The 13,875-nt window shown below is 67.6% G+C and carries 17 protein-coding genes and 2 tRNA genes; 9 read left to right on the top strand and 10 right to left on the bottom strand.

The window, feature by feature from the left end; translation table 11 throughout:
- On the top strand, positions 1 to 651 hold a 651-nt coding region (locus OXR60_RS19110), incomplete at its 5' end, for a 16S rRNA (uracil(1498)-N(3))-methyltransferase (RefSeq protein ID WP_267397614.1).
- A gap of 45 nt (positions 652 to 696) precedes the next feature.
- Positions 697 to 2,082: a glutamate--cysteine ligase gene (locus OXR60_RS19105; protein ID WP_267397613.1), complete on the top strand. Its 1,386-nt coding sequence runs from the start codon at positions 697 to 699 to the stop codon at positions 2,080 to 2,082.
- Between the two features lie 20 nt (positions 2,083 to 2,102).
- Here OXR60_RS19105 and OXR60_RS19100 read toward each other — a convergent pair whose 3' ends face one another.
- From OXR60_RS19100 to OXR60_RS19090, 3 genes are all read right to left on the bottom strand, one after another.
- Positions 2,103 to 2,549, bottom strand: a complete 447-nt coding sequence (locus OXR60_RS19100; RefSeq protein WP_267397612.1) for a cupin domain-containing protein — start codon at positions 2,547 to 2,549, stop codon at positions 2,103 to 2,105.
- 119 nt (positions 2,550 to 2,668) lie between these two features.
- Positions 2,669 to 3,130 carry a hypothetical protein gene (locus tag OXR60_RS19095; RefSeq protein ID WP_267397611.1) on the bottom strand — a complete coding sequence of 154 codons (462 nt, stop codon included), beginning with the start codon at positions 3,128 to 3,130 and terminating at the stop codon, positions 2,669 to 2,671.
- A gap of 97 nt (positions 3,131 to 3,227) precedes the next feature.
- Positions 3,228 to 4,526 carry a DUF1295 domain-containing protein gene (locus OXR60_RS19090; RefSeq protein WP_267397610.1) on the bottom strand — a complete coding sequence of 433 codons (1,299 nt, stop codon included), beginning with the start codon at positions 4,524 to 4,526 and terminating at the stop codon, positions 3,228 to 3,230.
- 104 nt (positions 4,527 to 4,630) lie between these two features.
- Between OXR60_RS19090 and OXR60_RS19085 the strand changes: the two genes are divergently transcribed.
- Both OXR60_RS19085 and OXR60_RS19080 read left to right on the top strand, forming a co-directional pair.
- Positions 4,631 to 4,704: transfer RNA gene (locus OXR60_RS19085), tRNA-Gly, on the top strand.
- A gap of 136 nt (positions 4,705 to 4,840) precedes the next feature.
- Positions 4,841 to 5,029, top strand: a complete 189-nt coding sequence (locus tag OXR60_RS19080) for a hypothetical protein (protein WP_267397609.1) — start codon at positions 4,841 to 4,843, stop codon at positions 5,027 to 5,029.
- Positions 5,030 to 5,188: 159 nt separating this feature from the next.
- Here OXR60_RS19080 and OXR60_RS19075 read toward each other — a convergent pair whose 3' ends face one another.
- The 3 genes from OXR60_RS19075 to OXR60_RS19065 are packed head-to-tail and all read right to left on the bottom strand — an operon-like array spanning position 5,189 to position 7,758.
- Positions 5,189 to 5,974, bottom strand: a complete 786-nt coding sequence (locus OXR60_RS19075; protein WP_267397608.1) for an SDR family NAD(P)-dependent oxidoreductase — start codon at positions 5,972 to 5,974, stop codon at positions 5,189 to 5,191.
- A gap of 12 nt (positions 5,975 to 5,986) precedes the next feature.
- Entirely contained in the window at positions 5,987 to 7,174 is a 1,188-nt protein-coding gene (locus OXR60_RS19070; protein WP_267397607.1) for a zinc-dependent alcohol dehydrogenase, read from the bottom strand.
- Positions 7,171 to 7,758 (bottom strand): SRPBCC family protein, encoded by a 588-nt coding sequence (locus tag OXR60_RS19065; RefSeq protein WP_267397606.1) that lies wholly within the window; start codon positions 7,756 to 7,758, stop codon positions 7,171 to 7,173. Before OXR60_RS19065 ends, OXR60_RS19070 begins: the two co-directional genes overlap by 4 nt.
- A 154-nt stretch (positions 7,759 to 7,912) precedes the next feature.
- Between OXR60_RS19065 and OXR60_RS19060 the strand changes: the two genes are divergently transcribed.
- A complete protein-coding gene (locus OXR60_RS19060; RefSeq protein WP_267397605.1) occupies positions 7,913 to 8,140 on the top strand; it encodes a hypothetical protein in 228 nt (75 codons plus the stop codon).
- 114 nt (positions 8,141 to 8,254) lie between these two features.
- Here OXR60_RS19060 and OXR60_RS19055 read toward each other — a convergent pair whose 3' ends face one another.
- Complete coding sequence (locus OXR60_RS19055) at positions 8,255 to 8,626, bottom strand: low affinity iron permease family protein (protein ID WP_267397604.1); 372 nt, start codon at positions 8,624 to 8,626, stop codon at positions 8,255 to 8,257.
- A gap of 60 nt (positions 8,627 to 8,686) precedes the next feature.
- Positions 8,687 to 9,148, bottom strand: a complete 462-nt coding sequence (locus OXR60_RS19050; protein ID WP_267397602.1) for a hypothetical protein — start codon at positions 9,146 to 9,148, stop codon at positions 8,687 to 8,689.
- 236 nt (positions 9,149 to 9,384) lie between these two features.
- Between OXR60_RS19050 and OXR60_RS19045 the strand changes: the two genes are divergently transcribed.
- Positions 9,385 to 9,780 carry a PilZ domain-containing protein gene (locus OXR60_RS19045; protein WP_267397601.1) on the top strand — a complete coding sequence of 132 codons (396 nt, stop codon included), beginning with the start codon at positions 9,385 to 9,387 and terminating at the stop codon, positions 9,778 to 9,780.
- Positions 9,781 to 9,851: 71 nt separating this feature from the next.
- Here OXR60_RS19045 and OXR60_RS19040 read toward each other — a convergent pair.
- A tRNA-Tyr gene (locus tag OXR60_RS19040) sits at positions 9,852 to 9,937 on the bottom strand.
- Positions 9,938 to 10,103: 166 nt separating this feature from the next.
- Here OXR60_RS19040 and OXR60_RS19035 point away from each other — a divergent pair.
- Both OXR60_RS19035 and rlmB read left to right on the top strand, forming a co-directional pair.
- Complete coding sequence (locus tag OXR60_RS19035; protein WP_267397600.1) at positions 10,104 to 11,741, top strand: M20/M25/M40 family metallo-hydrolase; 1,638 nt, start codon at positions 10,104 to 10,106, stop codon at positions 11,739 to 11,741.
- Positions 11,741 to 12,493 carry a 23S rRNA (guanosine(2251)-2'-O)-methyltransferase RlmB gene (gene rlmB / locus OXR60_RS19030; protein ID WP_267397599.1) on the top strand — a complete coding sequence of 251 codons (753 nt, stop codon included), beginning with the start codon at positions 11,741 to 11,743 and terminating at the stop codon, positions 12,491 to 12,493. The genes OXR60_RS19035 and rlmB overlap by 1 nt, the downstream gene beginning before the upstream one ends.
- 330 nt (positions 12,494 to 12,823) lie before the next feature.
- On the opposite strand, the gene OXR60_RS19025 is transcribed toward rlmB, so the two are convergent.
- The gene (locus OXR60_RS19025; protein ID WP_267397598.1) at positions 12,824 to 13,141 is read right to left on the bottom strand and encodes a 2Fe-2S iron-sulfur cluster-binding protein; all 318 of its coding nucleotides are present in this window, start codon (positions 13,139 to 13,141) and stop codon (positions 12,824 to 12,826) included.
- 60 nt (positions 13,142 to 13,201) lie between these two features.
- Between OXR60_RS19025 and OXR60_RS19020 the strand changes: the two genes are divergently transcribed.
- Positions 13,202 to 13,837: a DNA-3-methyladenine glycosylase 2 family protein gene (locus OXR60_RS19020; protein ID WP_267397597.1), complete on the top strand. Its 636-nt coding sequence runs from the start codon at positions 13,202 to 13,204 to the stop codon at positions 13,835 to 13,837.
- Positions 13,838 to 13,875: the final 38 nt, after the last annotated feature.

Genomic DNA, 13,875 nt, shown 5'->3' with positions numbered 1-13,875 from the left:
TCGGCGGCGCATTATCTGATCGCGGTGATGCGCTTCGCCCCCGGCGACCCAGTCAAGCTGTTCGACGACGTCACCGGCGAATGGCTGGGCGTCGCGAGCGCGGTCAACAAGCGCGACCTCACGCTCGACGTCACTCAGCAGCTCCGCCCGCGCGAACCCGTCCCCGATCTGTGGTTGTGCGCCGCGCCGCTCAAGAAGGGCCGGGTCGACTGGCTTGCCGAAAAGGCCTGCGAGCTCGGCGTCGACCGCCTCGTCCCCGTGATCACCGCGCGCACGGTGGTCGATCGCCCCAAGCTCGATCGGCTGCGCGCGCACATGATCGAGGCTGCCGAGCAATGCGCCCGCACCGCGCTGCCGAGCCTTGCCGAACCGGTCAAGCTCGCCGCTTGCCTGCGCGACTGGCCGGCGGAGCGCGCTTTGTTCTTCGCCGACGAGAGCGGCGGCGCCCCCGCGCTGGCGGCGATGCGCGCCCACGCCGGGCCGGCCGCGATCCTGGTGGGCCCGGAAGGCGGCTTCACCGACGAGGAACGCGCCGCGATCAAGGCCTTGCCCCAGGCGGTCGGCATCACGCTCGGCCCGCGTATCCTGCGCGCCGACACCGCCGCCGCCGCCGCCGTCTCGCTGTGGATGGCCGCCGCCGGCGACTGGTAATCAGTCAGGCTAGCGCCGCTGTTCAACCCCGCGTAAGGCGCCGCCATGACTACCAAGACGAACGAGCCCAAGGCCTCGCCGCGCATCGAATCGCGTGACCAGCTGATCGCCAGCTTCGCCCGCGGCGAGAAGCCGGCGGAACGCTGGCGGATCGGTACCGAGCATGAGAAATTCGTCTTCTCCACCAAGGATCATCACGCCCCCTCCTATGACGAGGCCGGCGGCATCCGCGCGCTGCTCGGCGAGCTCGAGCAATATGGCTGGCAGCCGGTCGAGGAGAAGGGCCCCAACGGCGCCAACGTCATCGCCATGGCCGGCGCCGACGGCAGCATCAGCCTCGAGCCGGCAGGCCAGTTCGAGCTGTCGGGCGCGCCGCTCGACAATCTCCACCAGACCTGCGCCGAGACCGGCCGCCACCTCGATCAGGTCAAGGCCGCCGGCGAGAAGCTCGGCATCGGCTTCCTCGGGCTCGGCATGTGGCCGGACAAGACCCGCGCCGAGCTGCCGATCATGCCCAAGGGTCGCTATGCGATCATGCTCCGCCACATGCCGCGGGTCGGCACCATGGGGCTCGACATGATGCTGCGCACCTGCACGATCCAGGTGAACCTCGACTATGGGTCGGAAGCCGACATGGCGCAGAAGTTCCGCGTCGGGCTGGCGCTGCAGCCGCTCGCCACCGCGCTGTTCGCCAACTCGCCGTTCACAGAAGGCAAGCCCAACGGCATGCTCTCCTACCGCAGCCACATCTGGTCCGACACCGATCCGGCGCGCACCGGCATGCTGCCCTTCGTGTTCGAGGACGGCTTCGGCTACGAGCGCTACGCCGACTATATGCTCGATGTCCCGATGTACTTCGTCTACCGCGACGGCCGCTACATCGATGCCGCAGGCCTCAGCTTCCGCGACTTCCTCAAGGGTGAGCTCAGCGTCCTTCCCGGCGAGCTGCCGACGCTTGACGACTGGAACGACCATCTCTCCACCGCCTTCCCCGAGGTGCGGCTCAAGACCTTCCTCGAGATGCGCGGTGCCGACGGCGGCCCGTGGAACAAGATCTGCGCGCTGCCCGCCTTCTGGGTCGGCCTGCTCTACAGCCAGGGTTCGCTCGATGCCGCCTGGGACCTCGTCAAGGACTGGTCGATCGAAGACCGCCAGGCGCTGCGCGACGCGGTGCCGCGCCTCGCGCTCGATGCACCGCTGCCCGGCGGCGGCAAGCTCCGCGATATCGCCGGCCAGGTGCTCGACATCGCCCACGCCGGTCTCGCCGATCGCGCGCGCTTCAACGGCATCGGCGACAATGAGACCGGCTTCCTCGATCCGCTCCGCGAGATCGTCCGCACCGGCAAGGTCCCTGCCGAGGTGCTGCTCGAGCGCTACCACGGAATCTGGGGCGGTGATCTCAGCCGCGTCTACGCCGAGGCCAGCTTCTAGCCCTTGCCCGCCAGACTGGCCTAGAAGGCGGAGCCGTCCTTCCGACGGAAGCCTTGCCCCGCCGCCAGGTGCAGGTCGATATCAGGGTAATGGCAGTCCGTCTCGCTCGGCCGGCCGACGGCGATGAACAGGCAATCCGCGTCGCTGCGGTTCTGGAGCACATGCCCGTTGGCCTCGCCCGCCGGAAACGAGGCGCAGTCGCCCGGGTTCATCACATGCTCGCCATCGTCGTCGACCAGATAGGCCTGGCCGGCGAGGATCACGACGAACTCGTCCTCGCCCTCGTGCCAATGCCGCTGCGACGACCAGGCGCCTGGCGCCAGCGTGACGTGGCTGACGCCGAACTGCGACAGGCCGCTGGCCGGGCCAAGCCGGCGATACCAGCGCCCCTCCACCGCCGCCGCATGGGCCGGTGGATAACCGGTGGCATTGGTGGCGGGGAAGGCGTCGAGCACCAGCTTCGGCATCGGCAGGCTCCAAGAGAGGATTCGCCCGACGCTCCGCGATCGCGCGGCCGCGCGCAAGTGCCCCGGCAGGTACCACCAGCCGCCAGGCGCCTGCCGAGCGGGCGCGCCAGGGTGACAGGTCAGCGCACGTCGATGTCGACGATCACGCGCCTGATCCGGCCTTCCGACGTGGCGTTGCGGAACACGATCTTGTCGTGCCCGTGGAAGCCCGCGGCGGCGGTGTAGAACAACTGCTTGCCCGGCACCTTGCGCGCATCGCACGCCGCGCGCGGGTTGGGCTGGAGGAAGCTGGGGTAGAAGGGATCGTCGGAGAGCATTGCATCGCCGTGGCGCGGCGGCGAGAGGATCTCGGTGGTCATGGTGCCGGCCGGTGTGCAATCGGGGTTCACCAGCGTCGCCGCCCACAGCCTGATCCGCTCGCCCGACACCGCGGCCTTGGCAATGTGCATGTCGTCATAACCCTTGGCCGGCGCCGTATCGATCCGTCGCACCGTATAGGTCTGCGCAGCGGCCGCGCCTGGCATCAGCACCGCCAGCCCCAGCACCGCCGCCTGCCACCCTGCGCCCATCTTGTTCGTCATGCCGCCGACTCACACCGGTTGATTATCCGGGTGATGCTATCGGCAACCCGTTGACGATGGGCGTGACAAATCCGTCATCGCGGCTGCCGCCTCACGCTCAGGCGGTGCGCCCACCCAGCCAGCGGAACAGCCGCGGCACCGCTCCGTGCCGACTCATCCACGCGTTATAGACCTGGTAATCCGGGTCGAGCAGCAGGTGGCGCTCCTCGGTGCGCGCGCGCCAGTAATAGACGCCGCTCACCACCGAGAGCAGCAGCGTCGCCCGCACCGCATCGCTGAGGCTGCCGAGCGTCAGCACCGGGATCGTCGACAGCCACCAGAACAGGTTCTTGGCGAGATAGGCGGGATGCCGCGACCAGGCGTAGGGCCCATGGGTAAGGATGCCGCGGTTGGTGAGATTGGAAAAGCGCGGCCCGAACGCGACCGTCGCCCAGGCATAAAGGCCGGTCAGCACCACCAGCATCGCCCCCCAGGCGCCGAGCAGCAGCGGCTGGCCGGCGAACCACACGAACCAGCTCTGGGTGCCGACATGATAATCGAGCGGCCCGTTGTTATCCATCAGGATGCTCGGCGGGTAGCAGATCAGCGCCGCCACCCAGGCGGCCGCGAACGGGTTGGCGCTGCGAATATGCGCGTCGAGCGGGCGGAAGGTGAGGATATAGCCCACCGTCGCCATCCCCATGTCGATCAGAAACATGAAGGTGATCAGCCAGTTGGCGACGCCCGCCGGGTCGGTGATGCTCCGCCAGTCCCAGCGGATGAATTCGCCGAAATTGCCTGGCGTCCCCGCCAGCATGAACGCGAGGAAGAACGCCTTGACCGCCCAGCTGCGCAGATGGCCGTAGATCGCCTGGTGATCCACCCCCGCCTGCCCGGTTAGCCAGGCGCCGAGGTGCCAGCTGCCGTCGTGCGGCGCCACCAAATAGCGGTCGAGCCACAGCACATAGGGAATGGAGGCGACGAACAGCACCGGTGCCGTCCAACCGAAGCACCACATCGCAAAGGCGAAATTGCCCTGCCAGTAGAAGCGCTCGACGCCGTAGATCAGCGCGATTCCCGCCCAGGTCACCCACAGGCCGGCAAGCTTGGTGATGCTGACGTCGAGCGTCTCGCGCCACGGCTGCGCGCGGCTCCAGTCGATCCCGGTGCTGGCGTGGTGGTGGACCTTGTCCACCAGCAGCGACCAGCCGATCATCGGCACCCCGCAGCAGACCAGCGCGACCAGCGCCGCATACGGCCCGTCCATCCCCCAATGGCGCGCCACCGCCACCCAGGCGACCAGCCCCGCCAGCCCGGCCAGGCCGACGCCGGTGCTCACCGCCGAGCGCGGGCGCGGATCGGCAAGAGCGGGCGCGGCGGCGCGTGGCACGGCGACAGGAACGGCTTCGGGCGACATCGCGCCTGCCTATACTGCCATTGGTAAGCAAGCCGTGAACCATCCACGCTTGCACCCGCGAGCCCGCGCCGCTAGTCTAGCCGCAGCACGCCCGTGACGGCGATGCGGGTGTAGCTCAATGGTAGAGCAGAAGCCTTCCAAGCTTACGACGAGGGTTCGATTCCCTTCACCCGCTCCACCGCAGCGGTGACGATCATGTCCGAATCGGATGTGATTCATTCCTGCTTCATGCTTAGGTCATGCCACAGTCCGGATAGCTCGGCCCCGATTGCCTACACGGCGACGGGCAGTCGTTGTTGAAAGGATCGGTGACGATGAATCTGATGTGGCTGGGCCTTGCGGTGCTCGCCATCGCCATCGCGGCGGCAGGGCTCGCCTATCGCCGCCAGCTTGACCGACGCTCACGCCGGGCGGAACGCCAGCGACGCCGGCTTGAAGAACAACGCGCCTGGGAGGCCGCGCAGGCGAGAAGCAACCAGCCAAAGAGTCGCGCCACGCGTTAAGCGAGCGCGAACCTCCCGATCCGTGCTCCGAATGTCGTGGTGCTGACTTCGTTTCAGCATTCATGGCTCTCACCTGCCGCACCGCCCACACTGCTCACGTCAGCTGAAGAAGGGCCGCCAACCGGGGCGTTTACCTAAGCCGGCGGCCTCATGCCCGCGTCAGGCGTTGCCCGTTCCCGGCTCGGCCATCTTGCGATGCTGCTCGGCCAGCACCGCCGCCGGCGTGACATTGGCCACCGCCGCCTGGATCTTGTTCTTCCAGCCCGAGACGATGCTCGCCTGGCCGCTCATCAGCGCGTCCCAGCCGTCCTTGGCGACGTCGACCGGATCGCTCTTGCTCTCCGACTGACCGACCGAGGTATCCATCATCTCGGCGCGGTCGAAAAACTCGGTTTCGACCGGGCCGGGCTTGAGCGTCGTGATGGTGACGCCGTCGGCGTCCTTGATCTCGTTGCGCAGCGCATCGGTGAAGAAGTCGATGAACGACTTGGTGCCGTTGTACACTGCCTGGAACGAGCCCGGGATGTAGCCTGCGATCGAGCCCGTCACCAGCACCTTGCCGGCGTTGCGCGCGACCATCGGCTTCAGCACCTTCTGCAGCAGATAGAGCGTGCCGGTGATGTTGGTGTCGACCACCCGGCGCCAGTCGCTGACGTCCTGGTCGAGGAAGCCGTGGCCGAGCCCGCGGCCGGCGTTGGCGCACAGCAGGTCGATCTGCCGCCCGCCCGCCGCGGCGAGCAAGGTATCGACGCCGTCGATCGTCGACAGGTCGGCCTGTACCGACTGCACGTCGGTGCCGAACTGCTTGAAGTCGGCGGCAGCGGCATCGATCAGCGGCTCGTCGGCGACGACGAGGATGTCGTAGCCGTCCTTGGCCGCCAGCGTGGCGAGTTCGAAGCCGATGCCGGTCGAGGCGCCGGTGATGATCGCGAATTTATTGGCCATGATGCTCTCTCCTCAGGCGGCCGTGGTCATGCCGGGTTTCAGCACGATCTTGGTCGTCTCATTCTGGTGGTTCTTGAACAGGTCGTAGCCCTTGGGCGCATCGGTCAGCGGCATGCGATGCGAGATCAGGAACTCGGTATCGATCTTGTCTTCCATGATCGCGTTGAGCAGCGCCGGCATGTAATGCTGGACGTGGGTCTGCCCGGTCTTGAGCGTCAGCCCCTTTTCCATGAACGCGCCGAGCGGGAACTTGTCGACGAAGCCGCCGTACACCGCCGGCATCGAGACGCGGCCGCCCTTGCGGCAGGCGATGATCGCCTGGCGGATCGAGTGCGGGCGATCGGTGCCGAGGAAGGTCGAGGCCTTGATCTGGTCGATGATATTATCGGCGAGCATGCCGTGCGCCTCCAGGCCTACCGCGTCGATCACCGCATCCGGGCCGATCCCGCCGGTCATCTCCATCAGCGCCTCATAGGTCGCCGATTCCTCGAAGTTGATCGTCTCGGCGCCGAACCGCTTGGCGAGTTCCAGCCGGTGCGGGAAATGATCGATCGCGATCACCCGCTCGGCGCCCATCAGGAACGCCGACTGCACCGCGAACAGCCCGACCGGGCCGCAACCCCACACCGCGACGGTATCGCCGGGTTCGATCTGGGCATATTCCGCCGCCTGCCAGCCGGTCGGCAGGATGTCGGAGAGGAACAGCACCTTATCGTCGGAGACGCCGTCCGGGATCACGATGGGGCCGACGTCGCTGAACGGCACGCGGACATATTCCGCCTGGCCGCCGGCATAGCCGCCGGTCATGTGGCTGTAGCCAAACAGCCCGCTCATCTCGTGGCCGTACAGCTCCTGCGCGATATCCTGGTTGTCCGCCGGCAGCCCGTTGGGGCAGGCCGAATATTGGTGCTTGTTGCAGTGGAAGCAGCTGCCGCAGGCGATGGTGAACGGCACCACCACACGCTGGCCCTTCTTCAGCGTCGACTTGGCGCCGACCTCGACCACCTCGCCCATGAACTCATGGCCGAGGATGTCGCCGGCCTGCATGGTCGGGATATAGCCGTCGTAGAGGTGGAGGTCCGAGCCGCAGATCGCGGTCGACGTCACCTTGATGATGCAGTCGCGGTCGTTGACGATCTCGGGGTCGTCCACCGTGTCGATGCGGACGTCATGCTTGCCGTGCCATGCCAGTGCTTTCACAGGCCCATCTCCTCGAACTGCTTGGGGTTCATCGCGGGCGTGGCGATCTCGCCGGTTTCCATCAGCTGCTTGAAGCGCCTGAGGTCGCGGCGCGCTTGGATCGCGGGCTCTCGCTGGAACATCTTGGCGATCAGCTTGCCGATCTCACCGCCCGGCGGATCATAAGCGATCGTCGCCGTCACCACTGTGCCGCGCGCGCCGACCTCCTTAAATTCGATCCGGCCGCTGTTCGCCACGTCGGCGCCGGGCTCGGAGGTCCATTCGATGAACCGGCCCTCCTCCTCGGCGGTGACGCGGGCGTCCCACTCCACCGTACGATCGGCGGGAGCCTTCACCACCCAATGGGAGCGGGTGCCATCCAGCACGTCGATCCGCACCACATTCTCCATAAAGCTCGGAAGATTGGCGAAATCGCGGAAATAACTGAACAGCTCGGCCGCGGGGCGGTTGATGGTCACGGCGCGGCCGACGATCGAGGAGCCCTGGCCCTCGCTCAGTCCGGCAATCGCCTCGTCAGTCGCTCCGCTGCGCTTGGAGGTGCTCAGCGGCGCGTCGTCGCGGGTGTCATCGCGTTCGGCAGTCATTGCAATCTCCCTTGGGAAGACCGCCTCAACCGACCAGAATCGCGGCCGTTCCCGTCGTTACGGCCCCGATCATAATAGCGTCTTCACGGCACGGCCGGCGGCTCGATCCGCAGCGTCGCGCGTTCACGCCTCACCTCATTGGAAAGGCACGATTATGGCCGACACGCCCGAGCATCAGGAAATCACCGCCGCGATCACCGACGGCCCGCAGGCGCAGGCGATGGCGCCCGATGATGGCGCCGCGACCACCGGCGTGCCGATCGTCGAGCCCGAAATGCAGTCCGACGATCGCAGCACCGCGACCCCGCCGGTCGCCGATGCCGACGACGACGAAACTGACGAGGTGCTGTCGGAGGACCTCTCCGTCCAGGGCGGCGAATAACTGCGCGAGGGGGTGCGGGGGCCACCGCACCACCTCCCGCCGCCACGCGCGCACGGCACATGCGCCCCTGGATTCTAAGACAGGTTCAGGGTGATGCACGGTTACGAGAGCCGGTCACCCCGCCGTGCCGCGATCCTGCAATTCCTCCTCGGCGGCATCGCCCGTGCGCCGCAGTGCCTCGAGTTCCTCCGTGGATTTCGCCTCGATGCCCGCGACCTCGTTGCGCGCGCCCTGCATCGCATAGACCAGCTCGTCCATCTTAAGGTGGAGCGCTTGCTCGCTGCGGCGCTGACCGTTGAGCACCATCTGCGTCAGCGTGATCGACGCCACCGACAGGATCAGCGTCAGCGTGTTCTCGCCGGCCGCGCCGGCCTTGATGAACCAGCCCGCGCAGAACATCGCCACCAGCAGGATCGACAGCGGGGCCCCAGCGAGATCCGCAGTGCGGCCGGCGATCCGGCTCCCCAGCTCATTCAGTCGCTTCACCGTGCCGACCCCGCCTTTTACGCGCGGGCAGCAGATAAGGCAAGATCGGCCGCGGCGCCATCAGCCAGCATGGACCCGCGCCAGCATCGATTGAATCGCCGCGCGCGGCGCCACCGGCACCTGGCTGCCCGACGCCTCGACCAGCATATCCACCTCGCGGCTGATCGCGACGCCGACCCGCGGCGGCTGGTCGATCATCGCCAGCGAGGGATGCGCATCGGACAGGATCAGCGCGGCGCAGGCGGCAAGCGTGCCGGCAAGCCCCAGCGCAAAGGTGGAGCGCGCGCCGGCCAGCGCGTGGAGCACCACCGCGATCACCGCCGCCGCCATCGCCACGCCCGTGACGATCAGCCCCCAGGCAAGGATCAGCTGCGGCACGCCGGCGAGATGCCCGGCGCCGAGCGCCGCGACTGCCATCGCCAGCACCGATGGCCCGTCGCGCCGCAGCATCGCCAGCCCGGTGGCGGCCGCAAAGGCCAGCGCCAGCATCAGATACACGGGAACGCCATTTACCAAGATCATCGTCACAGCTCCTGCCGTGCTCATAACGCCCGCCAAGCAACGTGGGTGCGCCGATCCGCGTTAACCAAGTCCCGCTTTGGTTCATTTTCGTGACGCGATGTCGCGGCAACTGTCACCACCTGCAAATAGGTCGATTCCGACGCAACTTAGACCCGGACTGGCGTATTGATGCAGCTCGCCTGCACTACCGTGTTTATACTGGGTGCGACTCCAGCCATTCGACAAAGGTTGTCCCGATGAAGCCCAGCAACGGCGCTTATATCGATCCCCGCGCGCCCGAATCCCTGCGTCTCGCGCCCCGCCGCTTGGTTAACGCGCCGGCGGAAATCGTCAGCTCCGCCGTCGGCCATCTGCAGGCCACCGTCACCGATATTTCCCGCCTGGGCTGCCGCGCCGAGCTGTTCTGCCGCTTCGCCGAGGGCGATGTGCTGCTGGTCAACCTGCCGGACAAGGTGTTGACCTCCGGCCGCGTGATCTGGAGCACCAGCACCGCGGTGGGCCTCAAGTTCATCTCGCCGATCGCCACCGGCGTGCTCAACCAGCTGATCGCCCGCTTCCCGCACACGCCGCCGCCCACCGGCGCCCAGCCGCTCGCCGCCTGGTCCGCACCGCGTCGCACCGGCCGCGGCTGATGCGCCGGGCCACACAGCCGTGATCGGGCATCCCCGAAGGGAACGGCATCGCTGGCATCGGTCTGAAAGGATGGTGGACAGGGCTGGATTCGAACCAGCGTACGCTTGCACGGGCAGATTTACAGTCTGCTGCCTTTAACCACTCGGCCACCTGTCCAGATGGGCCGCTTTAGAAGCGAGGCGGCTCCATGGCGAAGCGGGACCGGCCTGTCAACGCAGCAAAGTGCCGCCGGGCCACCAAAGCGCCGCCTGCCGAGGCAATCCGTCTTGCGCCGTGCCTTACCCGGGCATAGCACCGTCGGATCGTCATTGGGGGGAAAACCATGCGTCATCTGCTGCTCGCCGCCACCGCGTTCGTCGCGCTCTCGCCCGCCGCCGCCCGCGAGGCCAAGCCGACGCCCCCGGTCGATCGCGCGCCCGACCGCACCAGCGTCAACACGATCATCGATCAGGGCACCAACCACAGCCAGGTGATGGTCACCGCCGAATATCTCGCCGACGTGATCGGCCCGCGGATGACCAACTCGCCGGCGATGCGCAAGGCAGAGGCGTGGACCCAGGCGAAGTTCAGCGAATGGAGGCTGCGCAACGTCCACAAGGAAGGCTTCGCCTTCGGCCGCGGCTGGTGGATCGAGCGCTCGAGCGTGCGCATGGTCACGCCGCGCGCGATCCAGCTCACCGCGATTCCGGTCGCCTGGACGCCCGCGACCCGTGGCGCGCTCACCGCGCCGGTGATCGTCGCGCCGATCAGGCGCGAGCGCGATTTTGACAAATATCGCGGCCAGCTCCGCGGCAAGATCGTCATGACCAGCTTCCCCGAGGCCGCCAAGGACCCCACCGATCCGGCGTTCAAGCGGCTCGGCAGCGACGATCTCGCCAAGCTCGATCAGTTCCAGCAGCCGAGCTACGATCCCACGGCCGCCGACCGGCGCCTCAAGCGGCTCGATTTCGCCAAGAAGCTCGATGCCTTTTTGCAAAGCGAAGGCGCGGTGGCGATGGCGACCATGGCCTATCGCGACGGCAAGCTGGTGAGCGGCGAAGGCTATCAGTTCGGCACCGGCGAGACGCCCGTGATCCCGGCGGTGCAGATCGCGCAGGAGGATTATCTGCGCCTCGCCCGCCTCGCCAAGGCCGGCGCCGCTCCGACGCTCGAGATCGACAGCGACGTCCGCTTCGACGACAGCGACGCCAACGCCTACAACATCATCGCCGAGATCCCCGGCACCGATCCCAGGGCCGGATATGTGATGGCCGGCGCCCATCTCGATTCGTGGGTGGCGGGCGATGGCGCTGCCGATAACGGCGCCGGCAGCGCCGAGATCATGGAGGCCGCGCGCATCCTCGCCGCGAGCGGCGTGCGGCCGAAGCGCACCATCCGCTTTGCGCTGTGGGCCGGCGAGGAACAGGGCATCCTCGGCTCGATGGCCTATGTCGAGCAGCACCTCGCCCACCGCGGCTCGCCGAACGATCCGCCGCAGGCCGGGATGAAGGCCTATTACGGCTTCGCCAATCGCTGGCCGATCACGCCGCTGCCCGGCTACGGCGACCTTGCCGCCTATTTCAACATCGACAATGGCTCGGGCAAGCTGCGCGGTCTTTATGCCGAGAGCAATCCGGCGGTGGTCGCCACCTTCCGCGACTGGCTGAGCCCGTTTGCGTCGATGGGCGCCAACACCGTGGTCGTCCGCCCCACCGGTGGCACCGATCACGTGTTCCTGCAGCAGGTCGGCGTGCCCGGCTTCCAGTTCATCCAGGATCCGCTCGATTACGACAGCCGCGTCCACCACAGCGCGATCGACACCTATGATCATCTGAAAGCCGCCGACATGCGCCAGGGCTCGATCATTCTCGCATCGGTGTTGCTCAGCGCCGCAAATGCGGACAAGGCGCTGCCACGCCCGCCGTTGCCCACCAAGCCGGCGGTGACCGACCCCTTCGCTTATTCGGACGACGACGACTGATGGCCAAACGTGGACACCGCCCCAGCACCGGCACCGCCGGCCGGCCCCGCATGTGGGGGCGCCACCCGATCATGGCGGCGCTTGCCAACCCCAATCGCGTCGTGCGCAAATTGTGGGGCACGCGCGAGGCGCTGGCGGCGCTCGATCTGCCCGCGGACCTGCAGGTGACCTTCGCCGAGGCGCCCGATCTGGGCCGCATGGTGCCCGCGGATGCGCCGCACCAGGGCCTGGTGGCCGAAGTCGACCCGCTCGACGACATGTGGCTGGCCGACCTGCTGATGGCGGGCCGCGAGGATCCCGACGACCAGCGTCCGCTGGTGGTGCTCGATCAGGTCACCGATCCGCACAATGTCGGCGCCATCCTGCGCTCGGCAGCGGCATTCAACGCACTCGGCATCGTCACCCAGGATCGCCACTCGCCGCCCGAATCGGGCACGGTTGCGCGCGCCGCATCGGGCGCGCTGGAGACGGTGCCGTGGATCCGGGTGGTCAACCTCGCCCGCGCGCTCGAGGAGATCGCCGAGGCCGGCTTCTGGCGGATTGGCCTCACCGGCCATGCCACGCAAACCCTCGCCGAGGCGATGGGCAGCCAGCGCATCTGCATCGTGCTCGGCGCCGAGGGCGAAGGCATGCGCCAGAATACCGAGGCGCATTGCGACGAGCTCGCCAAGCTGCCGATCTCGGGCAAGATCGAAAGCCTCAACGTCTCCAACGCCGCCGCCATCGCGCTCTACGCGGTGGCAGCACGCTGAGCGGTAAGGCCGTTCGCACCATGCCGACACGCCCCCCACTCCTCGGTTCGTGCCGAGCCTGTCGAACCACCTGAGTCTCAGGCCCTTCGACAAGTCAGGGCGAACGGAGGGGCGTCCCTGCATAGATTAAATGGGATATACCCCGCTGCCCACGGGCCCAGCGGCACGCTGAGCGGTAGGGCCGTTCGCACCACGCCGACACGCCCCCCCCACTCTTCCGTTCGTGCTGAGCCTGTCGAAGCACCCGAGACTCAGGCCCTTCGACACGCCAGGGCGAACGAGGGCGTCCTTCCATCGGTTAGACGCGCTGCCATGGGCCCGGCGGCGAGATCAGAACTCCTCGCCGATCCTGACCCTCAGTCCATCGAGCGCGGGCCCGAACGGCAGCTGGCATGACAGCCGCGAGGTCGCATCCCGCCCCTCCACCCCGTCGAGAACGTCGTCTTCATCCTCGTCGATCGGCGGCAGTTTGGCGGCAAATTCCGGGTCGACATGGACATGGCAGGTGCCGCAACTGCAACCGCCGCCACACAGCGCCAGCAACTCGTCCACCCCGCCCTCGCGGATCACCTCCATCACCGAAAGCCCGGTTTCGCCAATGATCTCGCGCTCTTTCCCCTCGCGGGTTACGACGATAAGCTTGGGCATGATGGTCTCCACTCGATTGGCCGCATGCCTTGCCGCGTGGCCGCTACGGGATCAAGTACGGTGGGGCTGACTGCCGAGCAGCTGCGCGGCTCGCTCGACGCACTGGCCGCGATCGAACCCGGCTTCGCCGCCGGCCTGGCACGGGTCGGCTATCCCGAACCTCGTATAAGCGCGCGCGGTTATGCGACGCTGCTGCGCACCATCATGGGCCAGCAGGTCAGCGTCGCTTCCGCTAACGCGGTGTGGCACAAGCTCGAGACGCTGGTCGGCGACGCGAGCGACCCCCATGCCATCACCGCCGCCAGCGACGAAACGCTACGCGCCGCCGGCCTGTCGCGCCAGAAGGCAGGCTATGCCCGCAGCCTTGCCGAGGAGGTGACCAGCGGCCGGCTCGATCTCGATCGTCTGCCGGCGGACGACGAAGAGGCGGCCGCGCAGCTGATCCGCGTCAAGGGCATCGGCCGCTGGTCGGCGGAAATCTACCTGCTGTTCGCAGAAGGCCGCCCCGACATCTGGCCGGCGGGCGATCTCGCGGTGCAGATCGAGATCGGCCGCCTGCTCGGCCACGACACGCGCCCGCCGGAGCGGCTGGTCCGCGACCTGTCGGCAGCCTGGCGCCCGCACCGCGGCGCGCTCGCGGTGTTCACCTGGCATCATTATGGCAGCGACAAGCCAACCGAGGCGGCGCCGCTGTAGCGCCACCGGCATCGTCGCGGTCACGCTGGCCGTTGCCC

Origin of the sequence: Sphingomonas sp. GC_Shp_5 (assembly GCF_026540855.1) — a bacterium.
Classification (GTDB): Bacteria; Pseudomonadota; Alphaproteobacteria; order Sphingomonadales; family Sphingomonadaceae; genus Sphingomonas.
The sequence above is the reverse complement of the archived record's forward strand: the minus strand, read 5'-3'. Positions and strand labels throughout refer to the sequence as shown.